We start from the raw sequence: 20,612 nt of genomic DNA on the forward strand, positions 1-20,612 counted from the left end.
ACCGGGTGTATTCCTCGATGCCCTGACGGCCGGCCGCCGTGGCGCCTACAGTGGTGGGGTGACTGGTCTGACTGTCGGCTGGGATCACGATGTCGAGCTTCTGCTCGACTTCCTGAACACTCGACACGTACTGGACAGTGAAGCCTCCTGGCGCGCGTGGGTGACCGAGCGCGGCCTGGGGCGGAGCAGTGAGATCGCGCAGGCGCGGGCCGCTCGGGCGGCACTGCGGTCGTCCATCGAGGGGTCGTCAGGGCCTCAGACGGCAGCGGGCGTCGTCCACATCGAGCTCACCGACGGCGTTCCGGTGCTGTCGAGCTCGGACGCGCTCGGCGCCGTGCTCGCCGCTTCGGCCCGCCTCGCGGTGCTGGGCTCGTGGGAACGCTTCAAGATCTGTCCGGCCGACGACTGCCTGCGTGCGTTCTTCGACCGTTCGCGCAACCGCTCGCGCACCTGGTGCTCGATGCAGGTGTGCGGGAACCGCGAGAAGGCCCGCACGTTCCGAAAACGGACAAGAGCTCAGAACAGCACGTTGGCCGCGGTGTAGATCACCAGGCCGGCGAGCGCGCCGACCACGGTGCCGTTGATCCGGATGAACTGCAGGTCCCTGCCGACCTGCAGTTCGATCTTGCGCGAGGTCTCCTCCGCGTCCCAGCGCTCGACCGTGTCCGTGATCAGCGTGGTGATCTCCGCGCGGTAGTTGCCGACGACGTACCCGGCGGCCTGCTCCAGCCAGCCGTCGACCTTCGCGCGCAGCTCCAGGTCGTCCGTGAGGTTGGTGCCGAGCGTGATCAGGCCCTGCGTGACGCGCTTGCGGAGCTCGCTGGACGGGTCCTCGGCGGCGTCGATCAGCATCTTCTTGGCCGTACCCCAGGCGCTGCTGATCAGCTTCTGGACGTCCGGGTGACCGATCACCTGCTGCTTGACCTGCTCGGCGCGCTGCATGGTGATCTCGTCGGTCTGCATGTCGCCGGAGAACTCGATCAGGAACTGGTCGACGGCGAGGCGCATCGGGTGGTTGACGTCGGTCTTGACGGCCCAGGCGAAGTTGACGAGCTCGGTGTAGACCTTGTCGCCGAGCATGGCGTCGACGAACTTGGGCGACCAGGTGGGCGCGCGGTCCGAGACGATGAGGCTGACCTTGTCGTAGTTGTCGCGCACCCACTCGTAGGCGCGGTCGCACATGAGGTCGACGAGCTTGTGGTGCGCGCCGTCGGTCAGCACCTGCTGGAGCAGCTTGCCGAGCGGCGGGCCCCAGGGCTGTGCCGTGACCCGCTTGACGATCGCGTGTTCGAGGACGGCCTGGACCTCCTCGTCCTTGAGGACCGTGATCGCGCCCTTGATGACGTTCGCGAGCTCGTTGGTGACGCGCTCGGCGTTCTCCGGCTGCTTGATCCAGGCGCCGGCGCGTTCCGCGATGCCCGCCCTGCGGAGCTTGTCCTGCACGATCTCGGGGCTCAGGAAGTTGACGCCCACGAAGTCGCCGAGCGTCTGGCCGAACATGTTCTTGCGCTCGGGGATGATCGCGGTGTGCGGGATCGGCAGCCCCAGCGGCCTGCGGAAGAGCGCCGTGACGGCGAACCAGTCCGCCAGAGCGCCGACCATGCCGGCCTCCGCGGCGGCCCGGACGTAGCCCACCCAGGCGCCCTCGAAGGCGTGCGTGCCGAAGAAGATGATCGTCGCGCCTATCAGGAAGCTCGTCGCGACGAGCTTCATCTTGCGCAGGTCGGTGCGCTTCTGCTGGTCAGCGGCGGTCAGTTGCTCCACAGCACCATTCTCCGTGAAGATCCTGCGTTGTGCGGGTACCAGCGCTAGTTCCCCGGTTGCAGCCGTTCACGTCGACCATCTTCGCGGAGATGACGGCGCTGGCCGTGCGGCACGACGCCGTCAACCTCGGTCAGGGCTTCCCTGACACCGATGGTCCGTCGTCGATGCTGCAGGCCGCCCAGTCGGCGATCGCGTCGGGGGTGAACCAGTACCCGCCCGGCCCGGGCATGCCGGTGCTGCGCCGCGCCGTCGCCGCCCACCGCTCCCGATACGGCCTCTCCTACGACCCGGACACCGAGGTCCTGGTGACGGTCGGCGCCACCGAGGCGATCGCGGCCTCGTTGCTGGCGCTGGTCGAGGCCGGCGACGAGGTGATCCTGATCGAGCCGTACTACGACTCGTACGCCGCCTCCGTGGCCCTGGCCGGCGCGACGCGGGTGACCGTCGGCCTGCGCGAGGACGCCTCCGGCCGGCTGGCGCTGGACGTCGAGGCCCTGCGCGCGGCCGTGACGCCGCGGACGCGGGCCATCCTGGTCAACACGCCGCACAACCCGACCGGCACGGTGTTCCGCTTGGAGGAGCTCCAAGCGATCGCCTCCCTGTGCGTGGAGCACGACCTGCTCGCGATCACCGACGAGGTCTACGAGCACCTGGTGTTCGACGGACTCGTCCACATCCCGCTGGCCTCGCTGCCGGGCATGGCGCCGCGGACGTTGTCGATCTCCGGCGCCGGCAAGACGTTCAACTGCACGGGCTGGAAGATCGGCTGGGTGTGCGGCCCCGCCGAACTGGTCTCGGCGGTCCGCGCGGCCAAGCAGTTCATGACCTTCGTCGGCGGCGCACCGTTCCAGCCCGCCGTCGCCCACGCCCTGACCGCCGAACTGGACTGGGTCACCGGGCTGCGCGACTCGCTGGCGTCCAAGCGCGCACGGCTGGCCGAGGGTCTGCGCGCGGCCGGCTTCGAGGTGCGTTCGTCCGAAGGCACCTACTTCATCTGCGCCGACGTCCGGCCGTTGGGCTACTCGGACGGCCTGGCCCTGTGCCGCGACCTGCCCGCCCGGATCGGCGTCGCGGCCGTGCCGGTGCAGGTGTTCACGGACCGGCCCGACCAGTGGAAGCACCTGATCCGGTTCGCGTTCTGCAAGCAGGACGCCGTGATCGACGAAGCGGTGGAGCGCCTCCACAAGCTGTAGTTGTCCACAGGTGTGGATGAGTTCCTCCACAACTGTGGACAACCCACTTTCGGGTGAGCTGCGGAGCCGCGGACCCGGAGTTCGACTCCAAATGGCATGGACTCGAACACTGAGGTTCTCCTCGCGTGGCGTGCCGGCCTCTCGGGTTGGGACGCCCTCGTCGACCGCTACTCCCGGCTGGTCTGGTCGGTGCCCAGATCGTTCCGCCTGAGCCAGACCGACGCCGCCGACGTATACCAGTGCACCTGGCTCTGCCTGGCCGAACACCTCACCCGCCTGAGAGAACCGGACTACCTCGCCACCTGGCTGGTCCGTACCGCCACGCGCCAGTCGATAGCGGTCCTGCGCACCCGCGGCCGTGAGGTCTCCTACGACCTCTGGGAGCCGGTGTCCGTCCTGCCGTCCCCCGACGAGGTCGCCATCACCCATGATCGGCAGCGCCGGTTGTGGTCCGCGCTGATGACCTTGAACGAGCGCTGCCAGCGGCTGCTGAGGATCGCTGCCCACAGCCCCGAACTGAGTTATGCACAGGTTGCCGACGCCCTGGGGATAAAGCTGGGGAGCGTTGGTTCCACGCGCAGCCGTTGCCTCGCTGACCTGCGGCGGAAGCTGGAGGACCTGCGGTGAGCGACGCCCCGCCCCAGCCAGTTGTCCACAGCCTGCTCGGCTCCGGAGGTGCACGATGAGGGACTCACTGCTCGACGAGATCGCCGGCCTGTTCAGCTCGGACACCCCGCCACCCGCCCTCACACCGCGCCCGACCGGCCTGGAACCGATGACCCCGGTGGACGAACCGGTCCGCGGCCCGTCCCGCCAGCTCGTGTTCCACCTCGGCACCGGCCGCCTGCACCTGCAGCTCGACCCCGGCCACCTCACCGGCGTGCTGGACGACAGCGGCCTCGCCGTCGAGATCCACTCGCCGGCCGGCGTCCAGGCACTGCGGCCGGATCCCGAGGGCTGGTTCCGCGCGACCGTCAAGCCGGGCCCGGTGTGCGTGACCGTGCCCGGCCTGGGTCTCACGACCGGCTGGTTCGTCGCGTGAGCGCCAGCGCCGACCCGCGGGCCACCATCGCGACGACCGAGGTCCGCGGCACCAGGGCACAGCGCGCCGACGCCCCTGCACGACCTCAGCGTCGCCCACGCCGAACTCGGCCACCTCGACGTCGCCGCCCGGTTCGCCCGGCGTGGGCTGCGGATCGGCGGTGAGGCGCGCTTCCACCTCATGCTCGCGTGGATCGAGCTGGACCGGGGCCGCCGCAAGCGGAGCCTTCAGCACCTCGACCTCGCGACGCCCCGGCTGCGCGGCAGGGAGCTGGCTCGGGCCAGGTGCCTGCGTGGGCTGCACCTCTGCCAGGAGGCCGAGCCCCGGCTGGCGATCGCCGAACTCACGGCGGTCGTCCGGGAGTTGCGCAGGTACGGCGACGAGAGGTGGCTGGCCAACGCGCTGATCGGGCGCGGGATCGCCCGCTGCAACGCGACCAGGCTGACGTCCGCCGAGGCCGACTTCCGGGCGGCCGAGACGCTGCTGCGGGTGCTGGGGGAGCCGGGCAGGGCGGCGATGTGCCTGCACAACAGGGGATTCGTCGCGATGCTCGCGGGTGACCTGCCGCTCGCCCTGCGCAGGTACGAGGAGGCCGCGAAGGCCGGTCTCGACTCGGCGAGCCGGCCGGAGGCGCTCGTGGACAGGGCCGAGGCGCTGCTCGCGGCCGGGTTGACGGCGGACGCGCGACGGGTGCTGGCGCCAGCGATGGAGTTGCTGCGGCGGTGCGATCGGCACGTGCCCGAGCTGGCGGTGCTGAGCGCGCGCTGTGCGTTGCGCGACGGCGATCCTGCTCCCGCCATCAGGCACGGCGGCACGGACGCCGAGTTCATGCTGGCGGCCGGGAAGCTCGACGCCGTTGCGGCGCATCGGTTTCGCGGGCCTGCCCAGACACGGGCGCTCGGGTGGCTCGCGCAGGCCCGGCGGTCCGATCGGCGAGGTGCGCTGGCCGCGTGCCGGGCGGGCTTGAAGGTGCTCGACGAGCACCACGGCGACTGGCCGCGACGTGAGCTGACCGGGCACGCGCTCGGGCTCGCCAGGACCGCTCGCGAAGTGCTGCATTGGTCGGAGCAACACCGCGCCTCGGTTCCCTTGCCTCCCAACGATCCTGGACTTGCCCAGGCCCTCACCGACCTACGCCGGGCGAAGGCGTTCGGACTGCCGCTGGAAGCGTTGGAGCGGAACGTCCGGAGGCTGACCCTCGCCTCCAGGAGAAGCGCGAGCACGAGCACGGCACCGACGGGGCTGCCGCTGATCAGCTTCATCGTCCATGAAGGACAGATGAAGGCCGTCACGCTCGTCGACGGGCGTGCCCGGATGCGCGTGGTTCCCGACCCCTCCGAACTCGTCCGCACCGCGAAGCTCGCACTGCGGGCGGGGCGCGCCGTCACCATCGACCTGCTGCCGGACGCGGAGGAGGTCGTCGTCATCCCCGACGGGGTGCTCCACGAGATGCCGTGGGCGGCGCTCGGCCGACGGGTGCACGTCATTCCGTCGTTGAGCCGATGGAGGCCGTCCGCTCGTGGCGGTCACCGGCTCTGGGTCACCGGACCCGGCCTGTCCCACGACGAAGTGCCCGCACTGCAACAGGAACACGGCGGCTCGATCACGGAGTCCACTGTGGAATCGACCTTGGCGCGACTGGACGGCGCCGGGATCGTGCACATCGCGGCGCACGGGCACGTCCATCCGGACAACCCGCTGTTCTCCCACCTCGAACTGCGGGACGGCCCGCTCTACGGCTACGACATCGCGAGAATCGCGCACCCGCCCGAGACGGTCGTCCTGTCGGCCTGCGAGTCGGGGCTCGCCCGCGCGTTCCTCGACGCCGGCACCAGGACGGTGATCGCGAGCGTGCTGCCGGTGCCGGACGCGCGGGTCGGCGCGGCCATGGCCGAGGTCCACCGCCTCGTCGACCACCCCGCCGAAGCCGCGCGGGCCGTCGCCCACCTGGGTTTCAGCTGCTACGGCACCGGCACGAGGGTGGCGGCGTGCAGGGCGGCGGCGAACGACGTGCCGGTGCAGAGCAGCTGAGAGGTGCCGACCGTGGCCGGCACGTCGACCCCGGACGCCACCACGTCCACCCAGGGCCCACGGCCCGAGAAGGCGGCCGAAGCACCCACCGCCGTCACCGAGGACAAGCCCGCAGGCCACCACGGACGTTCGGAACCGCCGTTGCCCGCCGCGGCCACCACGTTGCCGCCGCAGCCGGCCAGGACCGGCGGGCACAGGTCGTCGAACGAGTACGTGCCGGACGCGACCAGCACCACCGGCAGGTCGCGGGTGGCCCGCAACGCGGCGGCGAGGGTGAGGTCGTCGCCGAAGCCCGAGGCGCCCAGGACGGGGAACGGGCGCACCGAGGCGCCGTGGTGGCGGAGGACACCGGCGACCAACGCGCCGTGCGGGGCGTCGAGAGGGGTGTCGAGCAACGCGACCGTGCCCTCGCCCAGCAGTTCCGGGATGCGCTCGCCGATCACCGGTCGGGAGGTGCCGATCATGATCGGACAGGCGAAGTGGACGTGGTTCGGGGTGGCGCCGACCTCTCTGGCCACCTCGACGACGCGCGCTCGTTCGGACGCTTTCAGGTACATCCGGATGGCACCCGAAGCGATCTCCTCGTGCGAGTAGACGCCTCGCAAACGCTTGCGCACAGTGGGTGCGTCCACTGGCAGCACGACCAGTTCCCCCGAACGGAGCAAACACTCGTTCGGGCCCGCTGGATCATGCACGACCACCGGACCGAGTTCGGCGGAGGCGTGATCGACCAGCTCAGAGAGGCTGTTGACCTGCTTGGGCGCGTCCACATCGGACACGATCCCCCGCCGCGACACGGTCCACACGGGACCGACGCGCATTATCACTCGATCCGATGACGACACAGACGGTGTTCATGCCTGATCAGGGCAACACGGACAGCCGCACGAGACCGCCCTTCCGGGTGTTTCGCGCCGAGTGGGTTCGCAAAGTCACTCACCGGTGCTAGACATAGCTCTACGTCGACCTCCGACGGCGCGCTGTGCGTTGAGGGTGACCCGAAACGGTGGACGGGTGGTGATCCTGTGGCAGTTGGTGGAGTTGGTGCACTGCTGCTGCGCGCCGCTGCCTTCGGCGGGCTCACCGCCGCCGCCTGGCTGCTGAGCGGCACGTCCGCGGCCGCCAGTCCCGAGGAACCCCCGGCCGTCGAGATCACCACCGAGGCCGTCGCCGAAGTCCCGCAGCTGCTCGAGGACCCCGCCGGATGGGCGAAGGCCTTCACCGCGTCGGTGGTCGAGCAACAGCAGCAGGAGAAGTTCGTCCCGCCGCCGGTCCTGACGAAGCCGGAAGAAGAGCCCCAGGAAGAGGCCCAGGAAGAGCCCGACGAGGGCCCGGTCCTCGACTTCACCGGCGGTTCCCAGAGCAACACGCGCTCGGGCACCGTCTCGAACGAGGCACCGCCCGAGGTCATCGCGGCCAAGGCCAAGGTCCGCGCCGCCAAGATCGCCGCGAGACTCGCCGCCGCACTCCCGCCGCCGCCTCCTCCGCCACCCGCGCCCGTCCTGGTGGCCAAGAAGTCCGTGCCGCTCCTGCCTGACCTTCCGGTGCCCGCTCCCGTGAAGACCGAGCCCACGCCGGCGAGCGACTACAACTGGTCGACTCCCGGACCGGACATGCCGCTGCCCGCACCGCAGCAGGCTCCCGTGGTCGCGACGGCCTCCGCGTCGTCCGGCCACACCGACAACTCCGGCGGCACGCGCGGCGTGCTGGCCGTTCTGACGTCGCACAACTCGCTCTTCCCGCCGGCCACGTGGTCGGTCGGGGAGCGTCGCGACGGCACTGAGCCCGGCAGCATTCCGGGCCTGCCCAGCACGTCACCCGACTGAGTCCGACAGGACCAGTCTGCCCTCTGCGCGATTTGTGACCCTCTCGTTCCGTCGCGCCAGTAACTCCTCCTCTTATTTCCCGTTGTACGCAAGGAACCCCCAAGTCTTCCTGACCTGCCAACCGCGCCCTGGCAGGTCGGGTCTGGTCCGAGAGCCGCGCTGCCCCCGCAGTCTCGGACCGCACGGGAAACCTGCGGACGGGGGACGTCAATCCCTGGGACGTCCCCCGCCGCAGGCCTCTCGTTGGCAAGTTCGTCGGCCCGGTCTCCCCCGCTGCGGGAGACCGGGCCGACGTGTTTCACGCGACCGGCAGCGACAGGTCGGCATCCGCCGGAAACCCTGTGCCTGCAAGAGATGCAGCCACCACGCCCAAACGGGCTATGGCTTCGCGGAGCACTTCGGACGACTGCGTGTACGGCACTCGGAGCATCTGCTCACACCCGCCGTGCACCGCGAACCGGGGACCTGGGACGAGCCGCAGGCCGTGGTTCTGCGCCACCACCGCGATGCGCGTGCTCACTGGGCCGTCGAGCGTGCACCACACCCCCAGACCACCGGCCGGCACCTCGAAGCTCCACTGTGGACAGTGCTCCCGCAACGCGGCGACCGCCACGTCCCGTTGCTCCAGGGCCTCCGCACGCCGTTGCCTCAGAACGCTTTCCGGCGACTCCAGCAACGCGGCCAGCACGAGCTGCTCGAACACCGGGGTGCCCAGGTCGATCGCCGCCCGCGTCGACAGCAGCCGGTGCACGATCTCCGCGGACGCCCTGATCCACCCGATCCGCAGTCCGCCCCAGTGCGACTTGCTCGCGGATCCCAGTGTCACCACCGAATCCCCGCCGAACGCGGCCATCGGCAACGGCGCTTCGGCGGAGTCCAGCGCAAGTTCCACCAAAGTCTCGTCGACGACCAGGGGAGTCCGTGCTTTGCGCAGCACGGCGGAAAGCCTTTCCCGCGAGTCGGACGACATCCGCAGTCCGGTCGGGTTCTGGAAGTCCGGGATCAGATAGGCCAAACGGGGGCCGGCCTGCCGCAGGGCGGCCTCGAACCCGTCCAGGTCCCAGCCGTCGGCCAGCATCGGCACGGGCACCGGGATGCCGAACGACGCCCGCACCGCCTCCAGCGCGTTGGGGTAGCTCGGCTGCTCCACCAGCACCCGGTCGCCGGGCCCGGCGAAGAGCCGCAGCACCAACGCCCACGCGTGCTGCGCCCCGGACGTCACCACGATCTGGTCGGGCGACGTCGGCAACCCCCGAGCCGCGTAACGGTCGGCGATCCGCTGCCGCAGCACCGGGAGCCCCCGTTCGTCGTACCCGTGCGACGCGAGGTGCTCCGGCATCTGGCCGAGCGCGACGTCCATGGCCAGCCGCACCGACGGCAACGCGCGCGGCGCGGCGCGGGACAGGTCGATCAGCGTGTCGTCGGCACCGGTGATCCCGCCTCCGGCACCGACGGGCCCGTTGATCCACGACCCGGCGCCGCGCCGCGACTGCACGACCCCCTCGGCCCGCAGCTGGTCCAGCGCGGCGGTGATGGTGGTACGGCTCACGGGCAGCGCCTCGGTGAGCTCACGCTCGGACGGCAGCCGGGTCCCGACGGGCAGCCGTCCGTCCGCGACCAGCAGTTTCAGTGCCGTGACGAGATCGACGACGCAATGCCGGGCCCCGCCACGGCGCCACTCACCCAGCAGTCGGGCGAGCCGGGCACCGGATATACGTCCACCTGGTGGGAGCATGAAGCCAATTATCCCGAATTGGCTATGGATTACCAGGCCAATCGAAGCGCAACATGGCCACATGGCCTCCATGACCGCACTCCACCAGGTCTCCGTCCGGATCTCACCCGCCCGTCGCCTCCCGCAGCTCTTCGCAGGTCTGTGGCTCTACGGCGCGAGCATGGCGATGCAGATCCGCGCGACCCTCGGCCTGAACCCGTGGGACGTGCTGCACGAGGGCCTCACGAAGATCACCGGCCTGAGCTTCGGCCTGATCACCGCGATCACCGGCGTGCTCGTCCTGCTGGCGTGGATCCCGCTCAGACAGAAGCCCGGCGTCGGCACGATCGCGAACGTCGTGGTCATCGCCGTCAGCGTCGACGTGACGCTCTGGCTCCTGCCCGCACCGGAAGGACTCCTGCCCAGAATCGCGTTCCTGACGCTGGGCATCGTCCTGAACGCCGTCGCGTTCGCCGCGTACGTCGGCTCCCGGCTCGGACCGGGCCCGCGCGACGGCCTGGTCACCGGGTTCTGCCGCCGCACGGGCATCTCCCTGCGGCTCACGCGGACCGTGCTCGAACTGATCGTGCTCGGCGCCGGCTGGCTGCTCGGCGGCACGGTCGGCATCGGCACGGTCCTCTACGCGCTCGGCATCGGCCCGCTCGCGCAGCTGTTCCTGCCCGCGCTCACCTGGCGCGAGCGCTCGCGGCCCGCTTGCGAAGCTCCTCGTACGTGACGCCCCGCTCCGTCAGCACCTCGGCCACGATTCCCTTGCCCTGCAACAACGCCAGCAGGATGTGTTCCACCCCGAGGTAGTTGTGGCCGAGGTCGCGCGACTCGCGCAACGAGTTCTCCAGCGCCTTCTTGAAGTCCGGTTCCAGCGGCATCCCGAACCACCGCCGGCGCGGCCCCGGCCGCAACACCCCGGTGCCCAGTGACTGCTCCGCCGACTCGATCACCGCGTCGACGTCGATTCCCAAGCCCCGCAACGCTTCCGAGTCGGCCTTGGTCAGTCCGCCCTTGCGCCGGTAGTCCCGGAACGCCGTCTCCAGCTCGTCGCGCGGCAGGTCGAACCCGGCGAGCGCCGGCGCCTCGAGCAACGCCAGCAGCAGGTGTTCCACGCCGACCTCGGCGGCGTGGTTCTGCTCCGCGTCCCGCACCGCCGCCTTGACCGCCTCACGGGCTTCCTTCGTGAACCGTTCCGCGATCATCATCGCCCCCCGTGCTTCTTGTGGACCGCCTGGCGGGACACCCCGAGTTCCGCCGCGATGTCCTGCCACGACCAGCCCTGCGCCCGCGCACTGCGGACCTGGGCGGCCTCCAGATGTTCGAGCAGTCGCCGCAACGCGCTGACGGCCCGCAACCCGATCTTCGGGTCACGATCCCCAGCCGCTGTGGCGAGATCCGTCGCTTCCGTCATGATGTCAACGTACGTTGACAACCGGTATCCGTCAACCGAAGTTGACAAGTACCGTGAGGGCGTGAAGATCGAGACCGCCGAGCAGGGGGCTCCGGGCCGAGTCACCGAAGATCGGATCCGGGTGCTCCCGAACGCCGTCCTCGTGCTCGACGGCGTAACCTCGCGAACCAGGCCACCGGACCGCAACGGCGGTTGGTACGCCTCGAAACTCGCCGACGAACTGGCCCGGCTGCTCAACGACACCGATCCGTTGACCGACCTGCTCGCCCAAGCCATCACGAACCTCGTGGCGGAACACGGCCTCGTCCCCGGCGACTCACCCTCCGCGACCGCGTCGATGGTCCGCTGGAACGCCGACACGATCGACGCCCTGGTGCTGTGCGACACCCCGGTCGTCGCGTTCGGACAGTCCACCCGAGTGCTCGAGGACACGAGACTCGAAGACCTCCGGCCCGATCCGGACATCCTCAGGTGGAAGAACGAACCGGGCGGCTACTGGGTCGCGGAGGCCGATCCCGTCGCGGGCCACCAGGCCCGGACGGCGAGCTGGCGTCGCGACGAGACCAGGAGTGTGATCGCTCTCACTGACGGTGTCTCCTGCGGAGTATCCGAGTACGGACTCTTCGCCTGGGAAGACCTGGAGCAATTGCCACTCGGCGAGGTGCTCGACCGAATCCGCGAAGCCGAACGCGGTGATTCGGAGCACCAACGTTGGCCCCGCTACAAAACGCACGACGACCAGGCGATCGCACGAATCAGCTTCAGCGCATGACGAAAGAAGCCCCGCAGAAACTCTGCGGGGCTTCTTTCGAAGAAGGTATGGCCAGGGGCGGGGTCGAACCGCCGACCTACCGCTTTTCAGGCGGTCGCTCGTACCAACTGAGCTACCTGGCCATGAGCTGTAGCAATCAACTACAGAAAAGCGACCCAGACGGGACTCGAACCCGCGACCTTCGCCGTGACAGGGCGACGCGCTAACCAACTGCGCCACTGGGCCTTGCTTCGTGCTGTCTTACCGTACCGTACTTTACTGCGTGCCCCCAACGGGATTCGAACCCGCGCGACCGCCTTGAAAGGGCGGGATCCTAGGCCGCTAGATGATGGGGACTAGCTGGTCTCTGGAAGCATCGTAAGCATATGCCATAGGTCCGCGCACCTCCAAAACGGGGGTCCCACTTATGCGCTGACCTGCCGAAACCCCGTTCCGGGCCGGCTCACCCAGATCAACAAATGCCTGTTCAGGGCCGTTCCGGCCCGTCACGGCGGTTCAGCAGCGGTTTGTGATCCAGACAACTTCCACTCGGGCGACGCGACGCCGGGCAGCACGTGTCCCAGCACCTCGCGGATCCGCTGGGGGAAGTCCGTGCACGCCGTCGTCGCGGAGGAGATCAACCGCGAACCGAGAGCCGCACTGCACAACGTCCGCGCGACGGCCTCCGGATCGACGCCGGCCCGCAGGTCCCCGCGCCCGGCCGCCTCGATCACGTACGCGGCGACGAGCTTCTCCCACATGACGTGCGTGCTCGGGACGCCCGGATAACCGACCTCGCGATCGGCGTTGAGCCGCACGCCGGCGCGCAGCACCACGTCGGACGCCATCCGGTCGGCCGCCTCGGCGAACATGCCGTGCAGCGCGCTCAGGGGGTCGACGCCGCGCAGCCGCCACGACTCCCTAACCTGCGCCCACAGTTCGCCCTGCCGTTCGATCAGGGCATCGGCGACCGCTTCCTTCGAGGGGAAGTGGAAGTAGAACGCGCCCTTGGTCAGTCCGGCACGCGCGAGCACGGCGGTCAGCGACGTGCGCTCGTAGCCGAGCCGGTCGAACTCCTCCGCCGCGGCGTGGAGGATCGCCTCGCGTGTCGCGTACGCCCGGTCCTGCTGGGGCATGGGTGAAGGTTAGCCGTTGCCGCTAAAGAGACCCGTGGGTATGTTTCGGGATGCGGCCCTGTTCCGCAGGCGCGCTCCGGGGGGTGCGCGCCTGGAGTCAGGGCCGCCTTCGCGTTCGCACGTCGTTCACCGTTGTGCCTGGGGCGACCCGCCGTCCTCGCCCGGTGACAGACCGAGCATGTCCAGCAGCATCCGGCAGTCCTCGGCGCCGGTCGCACTCCTGGCGACCGCCAGCCTGGCCCGGTGGACCTGATCGTCGGAGATCCGCGAGGCTTCTCCGTTGCGCTGGGCCGGCACGTTCGGCCCGCCCTGCCGCGACACGCTGTCGTCCTGTGTGAACAGGAACTTCCGTACTTCCAGTGACCCGCTCATGAGCACCCTCCCCGACTTGAGGTTGGCGCGAGGCTAAGCGACCTGGGACAACGGCCGCAGCCCCCCGCAGAGTGATTCCATCGGCACCCAGCGTTACTTTCCGTACTGATGCCGTCCGTACCGGTGGGGAACTGGCCAGTGGATGATGGACCGATGACCGACCCCACGCCGGAGCCTTCCCCCGATGCAGAGGGCCAAAACGCGTCCCAGCCCCCGCCCCCTGCCGACCAGGAGGCGATCTTCAAGGCGCTCAGCGGCATCGACCTGAACACCATCGACGCCGACATCGAGTCCGCGTTCGGCTCGCGGATGGCCGAGCTGGACAAGATGCTCGAGGGCCTCGACGACCTGGTCAACAAGATCGAGAGCGACATCCAGAACCTGGACCAGCCCAAACCCGACAGTCCTCAGTAGAGCCCTTACCCCAGGGGGGTATAGACTCGGAGTCCCGAAGAGAGAAAGGGCTCCGATGTCCGTCAGCGCCACCTACACCGTCACCGGCATGACCTGCGGCCACTGCGTCAGCTCCGTCACCGAGGAGCTGACCGAGGTCTCCGGCGTCACCGGTGTCGACGTCGTCCTGGAGACCGGCGCGGTCACCGTGACGAGCGACCGCGAGCTCGACCGCGCCGAGGTCGTCGCCGCCGTCACCGAGGCCGGGTACCAGGTCGCATGACCACGACCGAGCCTCGTCACGTCGAGCTCAGCATCAGCGGCATGACCTGCGCTTCCTGTGCGAACCGCGTCGAACGCAAGCTGAACAGGCTCGACGGCGTCTCCGCCACGGTGAACTACGCGACCGAGAAGGCCAGCGTCCAGTTCCCGGACAACCTCCGGGTGGACGACCTCGTGTCGACCGTGCGGGCGGCGGGCTACGACGCGGAGGAGCCCAGGCCTGAGGCTCCCGACGTGGACGAGGCCGGTGAGCTGCGGCTGAGGGTCACCCTGCCGCAGCGCTCGGCGTGCCGGTGATCGCGTTCTCGATGGTCCCGGCATGGCAGTTCCCGACCTGGCAGTGGGTGTCGCTGGCGCTGGCGAGCGTGGTCGTGTGGGTGGGCGGCTGGCCGTTCCACCGTGCGGCCTTCGTCAACGCACGGCACGGCGCCAGCACCATGGACACCCTCGTGTCGATGGGCGTCACGGTCTCGTACCTCTGGTCGCTCTACGCGCTGGTGTTCGGCGAGGCCGGCGTCATCGGCATGCGGCACGAGTTCAGCCTGCTGCCGCGGCCCACCACCTCCGGCGACATCTACCTGGAGGTCGCGGTCGGCGTGACCGTGTTCCTGCTGCTCGGACGCTGGCTGGAGGCCCGTTCGAAACGCAGCGCGGGTGCGGCCCTGCGGTCGTTGCTCGCGCTCGGCGCCAAGGACGTGGCGGTGCTGCGCGACGGCGTCGAGACCCGCGTGCCGATCGGCCGGCTGCGGGTCGGCGAACGCTTCGTGGTCCGTCCGGGTGAGCGCATCGCCACCGATGGCCTAGTGGTCGACGGCAGTTCGGCGGTGGACCGCTCGATGGTCACCGGCGAATCGGTGCCGGTCGAGGTCGGCGAGGGCGATTCGGTCGTCGGCGGGACCGTCAACGCGGGCGGCAGGCTGGTCGTCGAGGCCTCGTCCGTCGGCGCGGACACGCAGCTCGCGCGGATGGCGAGGCTGGTCGAGCAGGCCCAGGCCGGCAAGGCCGAGGTGCAGCGGCTCGCGGACCGGGTGTCCGCCGTCTTCGTCCCGGTCGTCGTGCTGATCGCGCTGGCGTCGTTCGGCGCGTGGCTGCTCGCCGCGCGGCCGCTGGAGTTCGCGGTGACGACGGCGGTGGCGGTCCTCGTGATCGCGTGCCCCTGCGCCCTGGGCCTCGCGACACCGACGGCGTTGCTCGTGGGCACCGGCCGCGGCGCGCAGCTCGGCATCCTGGTGAAGGGTCCCGAGGTGCTCGAGTCGACGCGGCGGGTGGACACCGTCGTGCTGGACAAGACCGGCACCGTGACGACCGGCCGCCTGACGCTGGTCGACGTGATCCCCGCGGCGGGTGCGAACCGGGACGAGGTGCTGCGGTACGCGGCGGCCGTCGAGAACGCGTCCGAACACCCGATCGGCGCGGCGATCGTCCGCGAAGCCGACGACGTGCCGCCGGTGTCGGATTTCGTTTCCGCGGACGGCGTGGGCGTCAGCGGAACGGTCGAGGGTCGACGCGTCGTCGTCGGTCGAGTGCGGAACGTTGTCCTTTCACAGGAACTGACTGAGGCCCTGGTTGCCCACACAACTCGGACGGTTGTCGCGGTTTCCTTTGATGACAAGGTTGTCGGCGCCATCGTCGTGTCGGACGTCGTCAAACCCACGTCCGCACAAGCGATTCAGGAACTGAAGGAACTCGGTTTGCGGCCGGTGTTGCTGACCGGCGACAACGCCTCCGTGGCCGCCGAGGTCGCGGCCGAAGTCGGCATCGACGAGGTCATCGCCGACGTCCTGCCGTCCGGCAAAGTCGAAGCGGTCCGGAATCTCCAGGCACAGGGCCGAGTTGTGGCCATGGTCGGCGACGGCGTGAACGACGCGCCGGCCCTCGCGGCCGCGGATCTGGGGCTGGCCATGGGAACCGGCACCGACGTCGCGATCGAGGCGAGCGACCTGACCCTGGTACGCGGCGACCTGCGCGTGGCAGCAGATGCGATTCGGTTGTCCCGCAAGACTTTGCGCACGATCAAGGGCAACCTTTTCTGGGCGTTCGCCTACAACGTCGCTGGACTTCCACTCGCGGCCCTCGGTCTGCTGAACCCCATGATCGCGGGCGCCGCGATGGCCTTCAGCAGCGTGTTCGTTGTTACCAACAGCTTGCGACTACGGGGTTTCCGTTCATCGGCGGCATAAGAATCTGCTTGCGAACACTCCCCAACGAGCGCGTGCGCATGCAACAATCCAAAAGCTGACACACCCCCGGTCAGCGCCTGTGGAGATCCCCTCCGGCCCCCGCGTTCCTCCCCCTGGCGCGGGGGCCTCCGCAGCTCTCCAGCAGGTGCCACCGGAGATCCACTCTGAGTAGAGCCATTTACACCTTGGGGTGACCCGGCTCACAGGGGTTTGGCTTCCGTGACCGAGCCGTTATCGTGTCCCGGTGCCTATCGGATCCCTCGGACGCTCCAAGTCCGGCCGTCACCGCCCTGCGGACGAACCGCAGCAACCGGAGACGTCGCACGACGAAGAGCTGACCTCCTACCTGGCCGCCCTGGCCCCGGACGCGGACAACGAGACCACCGCCTCGGGCTTCGGCAGTGCGCAGGTGTACCAGCTGAGGCTGCAACTCATGGCGAACGAGCAGCTCAAGGAGCTCGCCGCCGAGCGCCAGACCTCCCCGCAGGCTCTCGCCACGGAGTGGGTCATGCAGCGCCTGGAGTGGGAAGCGCGCCAGCGCGGCCACTAGTGCGACCACGAAGAAGGACCCTCGACCGAGCCCGGTCGAGGGTCCTTCTCACGTACGACTTCGATTGCGGCGTACTACAAAACCTCAGACCGCGCGGACGTTCTGGGCCTGCGGACCCTTGGTGCCCTGGCCGACCTCGAACTCCACTCGCTGGTTCTCCTCCAGGGTGCGGAAACCCTGACCCTGGATCTCCGAGTAGTGGACGAAGACGTCAGCGCCGCCGTTGTCCTGGGCGATGAAACCAAAGCCCTTTTCGGAGTTGAACCACTTGACAGTGCCCTGTGCCATGTACCTGCCTCCATCGCAGGAAAGCTTGGGGCTGCACCGTGCAACCCCGGCCGTCCCGGGGGCGTTCGGCAAACTCGCTGAGAGCGCACCGCACGCCCGCGTGTCGTTCCGCGAGCGTGTGAAGCACGAACACAGAAACCACGGCCTGCGCGGGTCAGCCTAACGTGTGATTGGTCATAGCACTACAGGTCATTACCGGCCGGTTGGGTGCCTCAATAGGAGGAAAGCCGCTGGTCCGGGTGGGTGATCGCGATTTCCCGAGCAACGTGTTCCACCGCCGCGCGTCCTCATGTTCGTTGGACGAGGGCATCTTGGGGGGCACGTGTTCCGGCCACTGGTTTTGGCTCTACTACTGGGATTGACCGCCTGCGGTGCCGCGCCCGACGGTGCGCCTGGGGCCGGTTCGCCAGCCACTGCACCAGTCGCGGAGCAGAAGGCGAAGGCAGTACTCACGGTGACCCCGTCATCGGGTGAGGGGATCAGCCCGGCCGGACCATTCGAGGTCGGAATGACCGGTGGCGCGCTGACCGCCGTCGTACTAACGGGCGCCGACGGCCGGGTGGTGAAGGGGGAACTCTCCGCCGGGCGCTGGGTCGCGACCGAGGACCTGGCCTACGACAAGGCGTACACCTGGTCCGGTTCGGCCAAGGGTGAGGACGGGACCGATCTCCCGGTCACCGGGTCGTTCCGCACCATCAAGCCGCAGCGGCTCACCAGCGCGAAGCTGAACGTCGGCGACCACCAGACGTACGGCATCGCGATGCCGTTGAAGGTCACCTTCAGCGCGCCCGTGCAGGACAAGGCTTCCGTGCAGAAGGCGATGTCCGTCAAGACGTCCGTGCCGACCGAGGGCGCGTGGGCGTGGCTGTCCGACACCGAGGCGCATTGGCGGCCGAAGGAGTACTGGAAGCCGAACACCGAGGTTGTGCTCGACGTGAACGTCTACGGAGTGCCGTTCGGCGGGGGCGCGTTCGGCAAGACCGACATGCACGCACAGTTCAAGATCGCGGACCGGGCGCTGGTGGCCAAGGCGAACACGCAGACCAAGCGGTTCGAGATCTACCGGGACGGTGTGCTGCTGCACGACCTCCCGGCGTCGTACGGCAAGGAGAGCGACCCGGGCAGGGTGACCCGGTCGGGCATCCACGTGGTGCAGCAGAAGGAAGCCTCACGGAGGATGAAGAGCACCGTCTACAACTACGACGTGGCGGTCACGTGGGCGGTGCTGATCTCGCAGAACGGCGAGTTCGTGCACGAGAACAACGACACGATTTCGAAGCAGGGCAAGGAGAACGTGTCGCACGGATGCGCGAACCTGTCCGGTGCCAACGCCAAGATCTTCTACGACCTGACGATGGTCGGTGACCCGGTCGAGGTCGTGGGTTCCTCGGTGCAGCTCGGGCTGGCCGACCCGAGCGGGCCGGCTCCCGGCGACTACTGGGACTGGACGCTGGACTGGGCGGCCTGGACCGCCAAGTCCGCGGCGATCAGCTAGGACTTCTCCGTGATCTGGGGCGGCTGCGGGATCTCGTAACCCGACGGACCGACGTTGCGTTCGAGGGCCCGCTTCCACTCACCGCTCGAAATCATCTTCTCGATGGCCTCGTTCACGGCGTCGCGCGACTTGGTGTCACCCTTCGGCACGCCGATGCCGTACCGCTCCTTGGAGAACGTCTCGCCGACGAGCTTGAGCAGCTCGGGGTTCTCCGCGGCGAACCCGGCGAGGATGACCTCGTCGGTCGAGACGGCGTCGACGTTGCCCGCCATGAGAGCGATCACACAGTCGGAGTACTGGCCGTACTCGACGAGCTGCACGTTCGTCGAGTAGTCCGACTTCACCTTCTGCGCGGAGGTGGAACCCTTGACCGAGCACAGCTTGCGGCCGTTCAGGGTCTCCGGGCCCTGGACCGACTCCTCGGTGTAGCGCACCAGCATGCCCTGCCCCGTCTCGAAGTACGGGCCGGCGAAGGCGACCTTCTCCTTGCGGGCGTCGGTGATCGAGTACGAGGCGATGATCAGGTCGGCCTCGCCGTTCTCGAGCATCGACTCGCGGGCGGCGCCACGGGCCTCCTTGAAGGTGATGCCACCTTCCTCCACCCCGAGTTCGTTCGCCACGTACTTGGCGACGTCCACGTCGAAGCCGACGTACCGGCCGTCGAGGCGCCGCTCGCTCAGGCCCGGCTGGTCGTAGCGGATGCCGATGGTCAGCTTCCCGGAGTCAGCACGTCCGATGACTGTGCTGGTGTCACCGCTCCCACAGGCGGTGGCGAACACCGCTACGGCAGTCAGGAGCACGGCACGACGGATCACGACAGGCCTTCCGGGGGTGTTGTGGATTCGTGCGCAATGCTACGGACCTGCGGCGGTGATCGACTGTGATGTATGACAACTACGGAAGCCTCGCTTTGCTGGGCGTCACATGTCGGCCGTGACGTTCGATCGCTCGCTTCAGATGGCCGGGCGGCGCGAGTCTCCTGATCTTGCCGGGCACCAAAAGCGCAGCTCGGCGCATCATTCGCAGCCATCGGTCGGCATGCGCGTACGGCTCACGGCCGTGTAGTTCGAGAGCCCAGCCGGGTAGTACCGAATAGGCCAGGTGGCCCACGAGCACCCGGTAGATGGGCAGTCCGTGGCGGACCCAACCTTGCACCGGAGGGCCATGCAAGAAGTCGTAGATCACATCAGAATCGGTCGTTCGGCGCAGAACGGGACGCATCCGGTCGAAGTACTCGGCCATTTCACGCCGGGAGCCCGGTACTTCATCCGGGTGCAATCCGACCAAAGCGGCTGCGGACCGCTGCTCGGCGTAGTAGAGGTCCTTCTGCCGGTCAGACAGTCCGTACCCCGCACGGTCGAGCACTGTTTCGAAGCAGGAAACCTCCGAGCAATGAACCCAGAGCAACAGCTCGGGCTCGTCCACGCGGAACGTCCGGCCGTCGACGACACCGCGCAGGCTCCGGTGCGTGGCCCGCACCCGTGCCGCGGCGGCGGCGATCTCCTCGTCGGTGCCGTAGACACCGAGGCCGACGAAATCCGCCGTGCGCTTGAGCCTGCCGAGCGGATCGGCCTGGAAGTTCGAGTTCTGGACGACACCCGCGACCGCCCTGGGGTGCAGTGCCTGCAGGTAGAGGCTCGCGATCCCGGCGATCCACATCGTCGGGTCCGCGTGCAGCTGCCAGCTCACGGAGTTCGGGTCAGACATGCGGACATCGTCCCGCCTCGCCAGGATGAAGACCATGGACCTGGACCAGGCACGGGAAGTGCTCCGCAGTCAGCACCGCGCGGTGTTCTGCGCACTGAAGTCCGACGGCACGCCGGCCATGTCGCCGGTGCTCGTCGCGCTCGACGACAACGGCGATGTGCTCGTTTCCACGCGAGCCACCGCGTACAAGACGAAGCAGGTGGAGCGCGATCCGCACGTCTCGCTGTGCGTGCTGCCGGACAGCTTCTTCGGCCGCTGGATCCAGCTCAACGGAACCGCGACGGTCGTGCCGTTGCCCGAGGCCATGGACCTGCTGATCCAGTACTACCGCACGATCTCCGGCGAGCACTCCGACTGGAACGACTACCAGGCGGCGATGCGGCGCGAGCAGCGCGTGATCCTGCGGATCTCGCTGAGCTCCGCCGGGCCGGACAGGACGGGCTGAACCTGTAACACCGTTAGCGGGCG

The 20,612-nt window shown here is 68.9% G+C and carries 23 protein-coding genes, 3 tRNA genes and 1 pseudogene; 14 read left to right on the top strand and 13 right to left on the bottom strand.

The window, feature by feature from the left end:
* Positions 1-58 precede the first annotated feature (58 nt).
* A complete protein-coding gene (locus tag BLR21_RS25320) occupies positions 59-544 on the top strand; it encodes a CGNR zinc finger domain-containing protein (protein ID WP_256334921.1) in 486 nt (161 codons plus the stop codon).
* Here BLR21_RS25320 and BLR21_RS25325 read toward each other — a convergent pair.
* Positions 517-1,764, bottom strand: coding sequence for a DUF445 domain-containing protein (locus BLR21_RS25325; RefSeq protein WP_420843907.1), 1,248 nt, complete (start codon positions 1,762-1,764; stop codon positions 517-519). The two genes, BLR21_RS25320 and BLR21_RS25325, sit on opposite strands and share 28 nt — an antisense overlap.
* Positions 1,765-1,793: 29 nt before the next feature.
* Here BLR21_RS25325 and BLR21_RS25330 point away from each other — a divergent pair, with 29 nt between their 5' ends.
* From BLR21_RS25330 to BLR21_RS25345, 4 genes are all read left to right on the top strand, one after another.
* Positions 1,794-2,957, top strand: a complete 1,164-nt coding sequence (locus BLR21_RS25330) for a pyridoxal phosphate-dependent aminotransferase (protein WP_090008968.1) — start codon at positions 1,794-1,796, stop codon at positions 2,955-2,957.
* A gap of 96 nt (positions 2,958-3,053) precedes the next feature.
* Positions 3,054-3,584, top strand: a complete 531-nt coding sequence (locus BLR21_RS25335; protein WP_090008970.1) for an RNA polymerase sigma factor — start codon at positions 3,054-3,056, stop codon at positions 3,582-3,584.
* A gap of 55 nt (positions 3,585-3,639) precedes the next feature.
* Positions 3,640-3,999 carry a hypothetical protein gene (locus tag BLR21_RS25340; protein WP_090008972.1) on the top strand — a complete coding sequence of 120 codons (360 nt, stop codon included), beginning with the start codon at positions 3,640-3,642 and terminating at the stop codon, positions 3,997-3,999.
* A 180-nt stretch (positions 4,000-4,179) separates the two neighbouring features.
* Complete coding sequence (locus BLR21_RS25345; protein ID WP_090008974.1) at positions 4,180-6,030, top strand: CHAT domain-containing protein; 1,851 nt, start codon at positions 4,180-4,182, stop codon at positions 6,028-6,030.
* On the opposite strand, the gene BLR21_RS25350 is transcribed toward BLR21_RS25345, so the two are convergent.
* Positions 5,961-6,851: a S8/S53 family peptidase gene (locus tag BLR21_RS25350; protein ID WP_090008976.1), complete on the bottom strand. Its 891-nt coding sequence runs from the start codon at positions 6,849-6,851 to the stop codon at positions 5,961-5,963. The two genes, BLR21_RS25345 and BLR21_RS25350, sit on opposite strands and share 70 nt — an antisense overlap.
* 204 nt (positions 6,852-7,055) lie before the next feature.
* Here BLR21_RS25350 and BLR21_RS25355 point away from each other — a divergent pair, with 204 nt between their 5' ends.
* Positions 7,056-7,856, top strand: coding sequence for a hypothetical protein (locus BLR21_RS25355; RefSeq protein ID WP_090008978.1), 801 nt, complete (start codon positions 7,056-7,058; stop codon positions 7,854-7,856).
* 298 nt (positions 7,857-8,154) lie between these two features.
* Here the strand turns inward: BLR21_RS25355 and yczR are convergent, their stop codons facing one another.
* Positions 8,155-9,591 (bottom strand): MocR-like transcription factor YczR, encoded by a 1,437-nt coding sequence (gene yczR / locus BLR21_RS25360; protein ID WP_090008980.1) that lies wholly within the window; start codon positions 9,589-9,591, stop codon positions 8,155-8,157.
* Between the two features lie 61 nt (positions 9,592-9,652).
* On the opposite strand from yczR, the gene yczE reads away from it, so the two are divergent.
* Entirely contained in the window at positions 9,653-10,306 is a 654-nt protein-coding gene (yczE, locus tag BLR21_RS25365; RefSeq protein WP_090008982.1) for a membrane protein YczE, read from the top strand.
* Here yczE and BLR21_RS25370 read toward each other — a convergent pair.
* Positions 10,257-10,784: a Clp protease N-terminal domain-containing protein gene (locus tag BLR21_RS25370; protein WP_256334922.1), complete on the bottom strand. Its 528-nt coding sequence runs from the start codon at positions 10,782-10,784 to the stop codon at positions 10,257-10,259. The two genes, yczE and BLR21_RS25370, sit on opposite strands and share 50 nt — an antisense overlap.
* The gene (locus tag BLR21_RS25375) at positions 10,781-10,990 is read right to left on the bottom strand and encodes a helix-turn-helix domain-containing protein (protein WP_065915808.1); all 210 of its coding nucleotides are present in this window, start codon (positions 10,988-10,990) and stop codon (positions 10,781-10,783) included. Before BLR21_RS25375 ends, BLR21_RS25370 begins: the two co-directional genes overlap by 4 nt.
* A 61-nt stretch (positions 10,991-11,051) precedes the next feature.
* Here BLR21_RS25375 and BLR21_RS25380 point away from each other — a divergent pair, with 61 nt between their 5' ends.
* Positions 11,052-11,762, top strand: a complete 711-nt coding sequence (locus BLR21_RS25380) for a hypothetical protein (RefSeq protein ID WP_090009390.1) — start codon at positions 11,052-11,054, stop codon at positions 11,760-11,762.
* A gap of 48 nt (positions 11,763-11,810) precedes the next feature.
* Here the strand turns inward: BLR21_RS25380 and BLR21_RS25385 are convergent.
* The 5 genes from BLR21_RS25385 to BLR21_RS25405 all read right to left on the bottom strand — a co-directional run bounded on the left by BLR21_RS25385 (position 11,811) and on the right by BLR21_RS25405 (position 13,249).
* A tRNA-Phe gene (locus BLR21_RS25385) sits at positions 11,811-11,884 on the bottom strand.
* A gap of 29 nt (positions 11,885-11,913) precedes the next feature.
* Positions 11,914-11,987: transfer RNA gene (locus BLR21_RS25390), tRNA-Asp, on the bottom strand.
* Positions 11,988-12,025: 38 nt separating this feature from the next.
* Positions 12,026-12,098, bottom strand: a tRNA-Glu gene (locus BLR21_RS25395).
* A 149-nt stretch (positions 12,099-12,247) separates the two neighbouring features.
* The gene (locus BLR21_RS25400; RefSeq protein WP_090008984.1) at positions 12,248-12,877 is read right to left on the bottom strand and encodes a ScbR family autoregulator-binding transcription factor; all 630 of its coding nucleotides are present in this window, start codon (positions 12,875-12,877) and stop codon (positions 12,248-12,250) included.
* Positions 12,878-13,003: 126 nt separating this feature from the next.
* Positions 13,004-13,249: a hypothetical protein gene (locus BLR21_RS25405; RefSeq protein WP_090008986.1), complete on the bottom strand. Its 246-nt coding sequence runs from the start codon at positions 13,247-13,249 to the stop codon at positions 13,004-13,006.
* Positions 13,250-13,402: 153 nt separating this feature from the next.
* Between BLR21_RS25405 and BLR21_RS25410 the strand changes: the two genes are divergently transcribed.
* The 4 genes and pseudogenes from BLR21_RS25410 (at position 13,403) to BLR21_RS25425 (ending at position 16,654) form a co-directional block, all read left to right on the top strand.
* Positions 13,403-13,663, top strand: a complete 261-nt coding sequence (locus BLR21_RS25410) for a hypothetical protein (RefSeq protein ID WP_030477907.1) — start codon at positions 13,403-13,405, stop codon at positions 13,661-13,663.
* A gap of 55 nt (positions 13,664-13,718) precedes the next feature.
* Complete coding sequence (locus BLR21_RS25415; RefSeq protein ID WP_030477906.1) at positions 13,719-13,925, top strand: heavy-metal-associated domain-containing protein; 207 nt, start codon at positions 13,719-13,721, stop codon at positions 13,923-13,925.
* Positions 13,922-16,104, top strand: a pseudogene (locus BLR21_RS25420) (heavy metal translocating P-type ATPase). Before BLR21_RS25415 ends, BLR21_RS25420 begins: the two are co-directional and overlap by 4 nt.
* 244 nt (positions 16,105-16,348) lie before the next feature.
* Positions 16,349-16,654 carry a hypothetical protein gene (locus tag BLR21_RS25425; protein ID WP_030477904.1) on the top strand — a complete coding sequence of 102 codons (306 nt, stop codon included), beginning with the start codon at positions 16,349-16,351 and terminating at the stop codon, positions 16,652-16,654.
* An 84-nt stretch (positions 16,655-16,738) separates the two neighbouring features.
* On the opposite strand, the gene BLR21_RS25430 is transcribed toward BLR21_RS25425, so the two are convergent.
* Entirely contained in the window at positions 16,739-16,942 is a 204-nt protein-coding gene (locus BLR21_RS25430; protein WP_030477903.1) for a cold-shock protein, read from the bottom strand.
* Positions 16,943-17,396: 454 nt separating this feature from the next.
* On the opposite strand from BLR21_RS25430, the gene BLR21_RS25435 reads away from it, so the two are divergent.
* Positions 17,397-18,437, top strand: a complete 1,041-nt coding sequence (locus tag BLR21_RS25435) for a L,D-transpeptidase (RefSeq protein ID WP_256334923.1) — start codon at positions 17,397-17,399, stop codon at positions 18,435-18,437.
* On the opposite strand, the gene BLR21_RS25440 is transcribed toward BLR21_RS25435, so the two are convergent.
* Together BLR21_RS25440 and BLR21_RS25445 are read right to left on the bottom strand one after the other, a co-directional pair.
* A complete protein-coding gene (locus tag BLR21_RS25440) occupies positions 18,434-19,249 on the bottom strand; it encodes a glutamate ABC transporter substrate-binding protein (protein WP_090009391.1) in 816 nt (271 codons plus the stop codon). The two genes, BLR21_RS25435 and BLR21_RS25440, sit on opposite strands and share 4 nt — an antisense overlap.
* An 82-nt stretch (positions 19,250-19,331) precedes the next feature.
* Positions 19,332-20,144 (bottom strand): oxygenase MpaB family protein, encoded by an 813-nt coding sequence (locus tag BLR21_RS25445; protein ID WP_090009394.1) that lies wholly within the window; start codon positions 20,142-20,144, stop codon positions 19,332-19,334.
* A gap of 34 nt (positions 20,145-20,178) precedes the next feature.
* Here BLR21_RS25445 and BLR21_RS25450 point away from each other — a divergent pair, with 34 nt between their 5' ends.
* Positions 20,179-20,589 carry a PPOX class F420-dependent oxidoreductase gene (locus BLR21_RS25450; RefSeq protein ID WP_090008989.1) on the top strand — a complete coding sequence of 137 codons (411 nt, stop codon included), beginning with the start codon at positions 20,179-20,181 and terminating at the stop codon, positions 20,587-20,589.
* Positions 20,590-20,612: the final 23 nt, after the last annotated feature.

Source organism: Lentzea albidocapillata subsp. violacea (assembly GCF_900100275.1).
Taxonomy (GTDB): Bacteria; Actinomycetota; Actinomycetes; order Mycobacteriales; family Pseudonocardiaceae; genus Lentzea; species Lentzea violacea.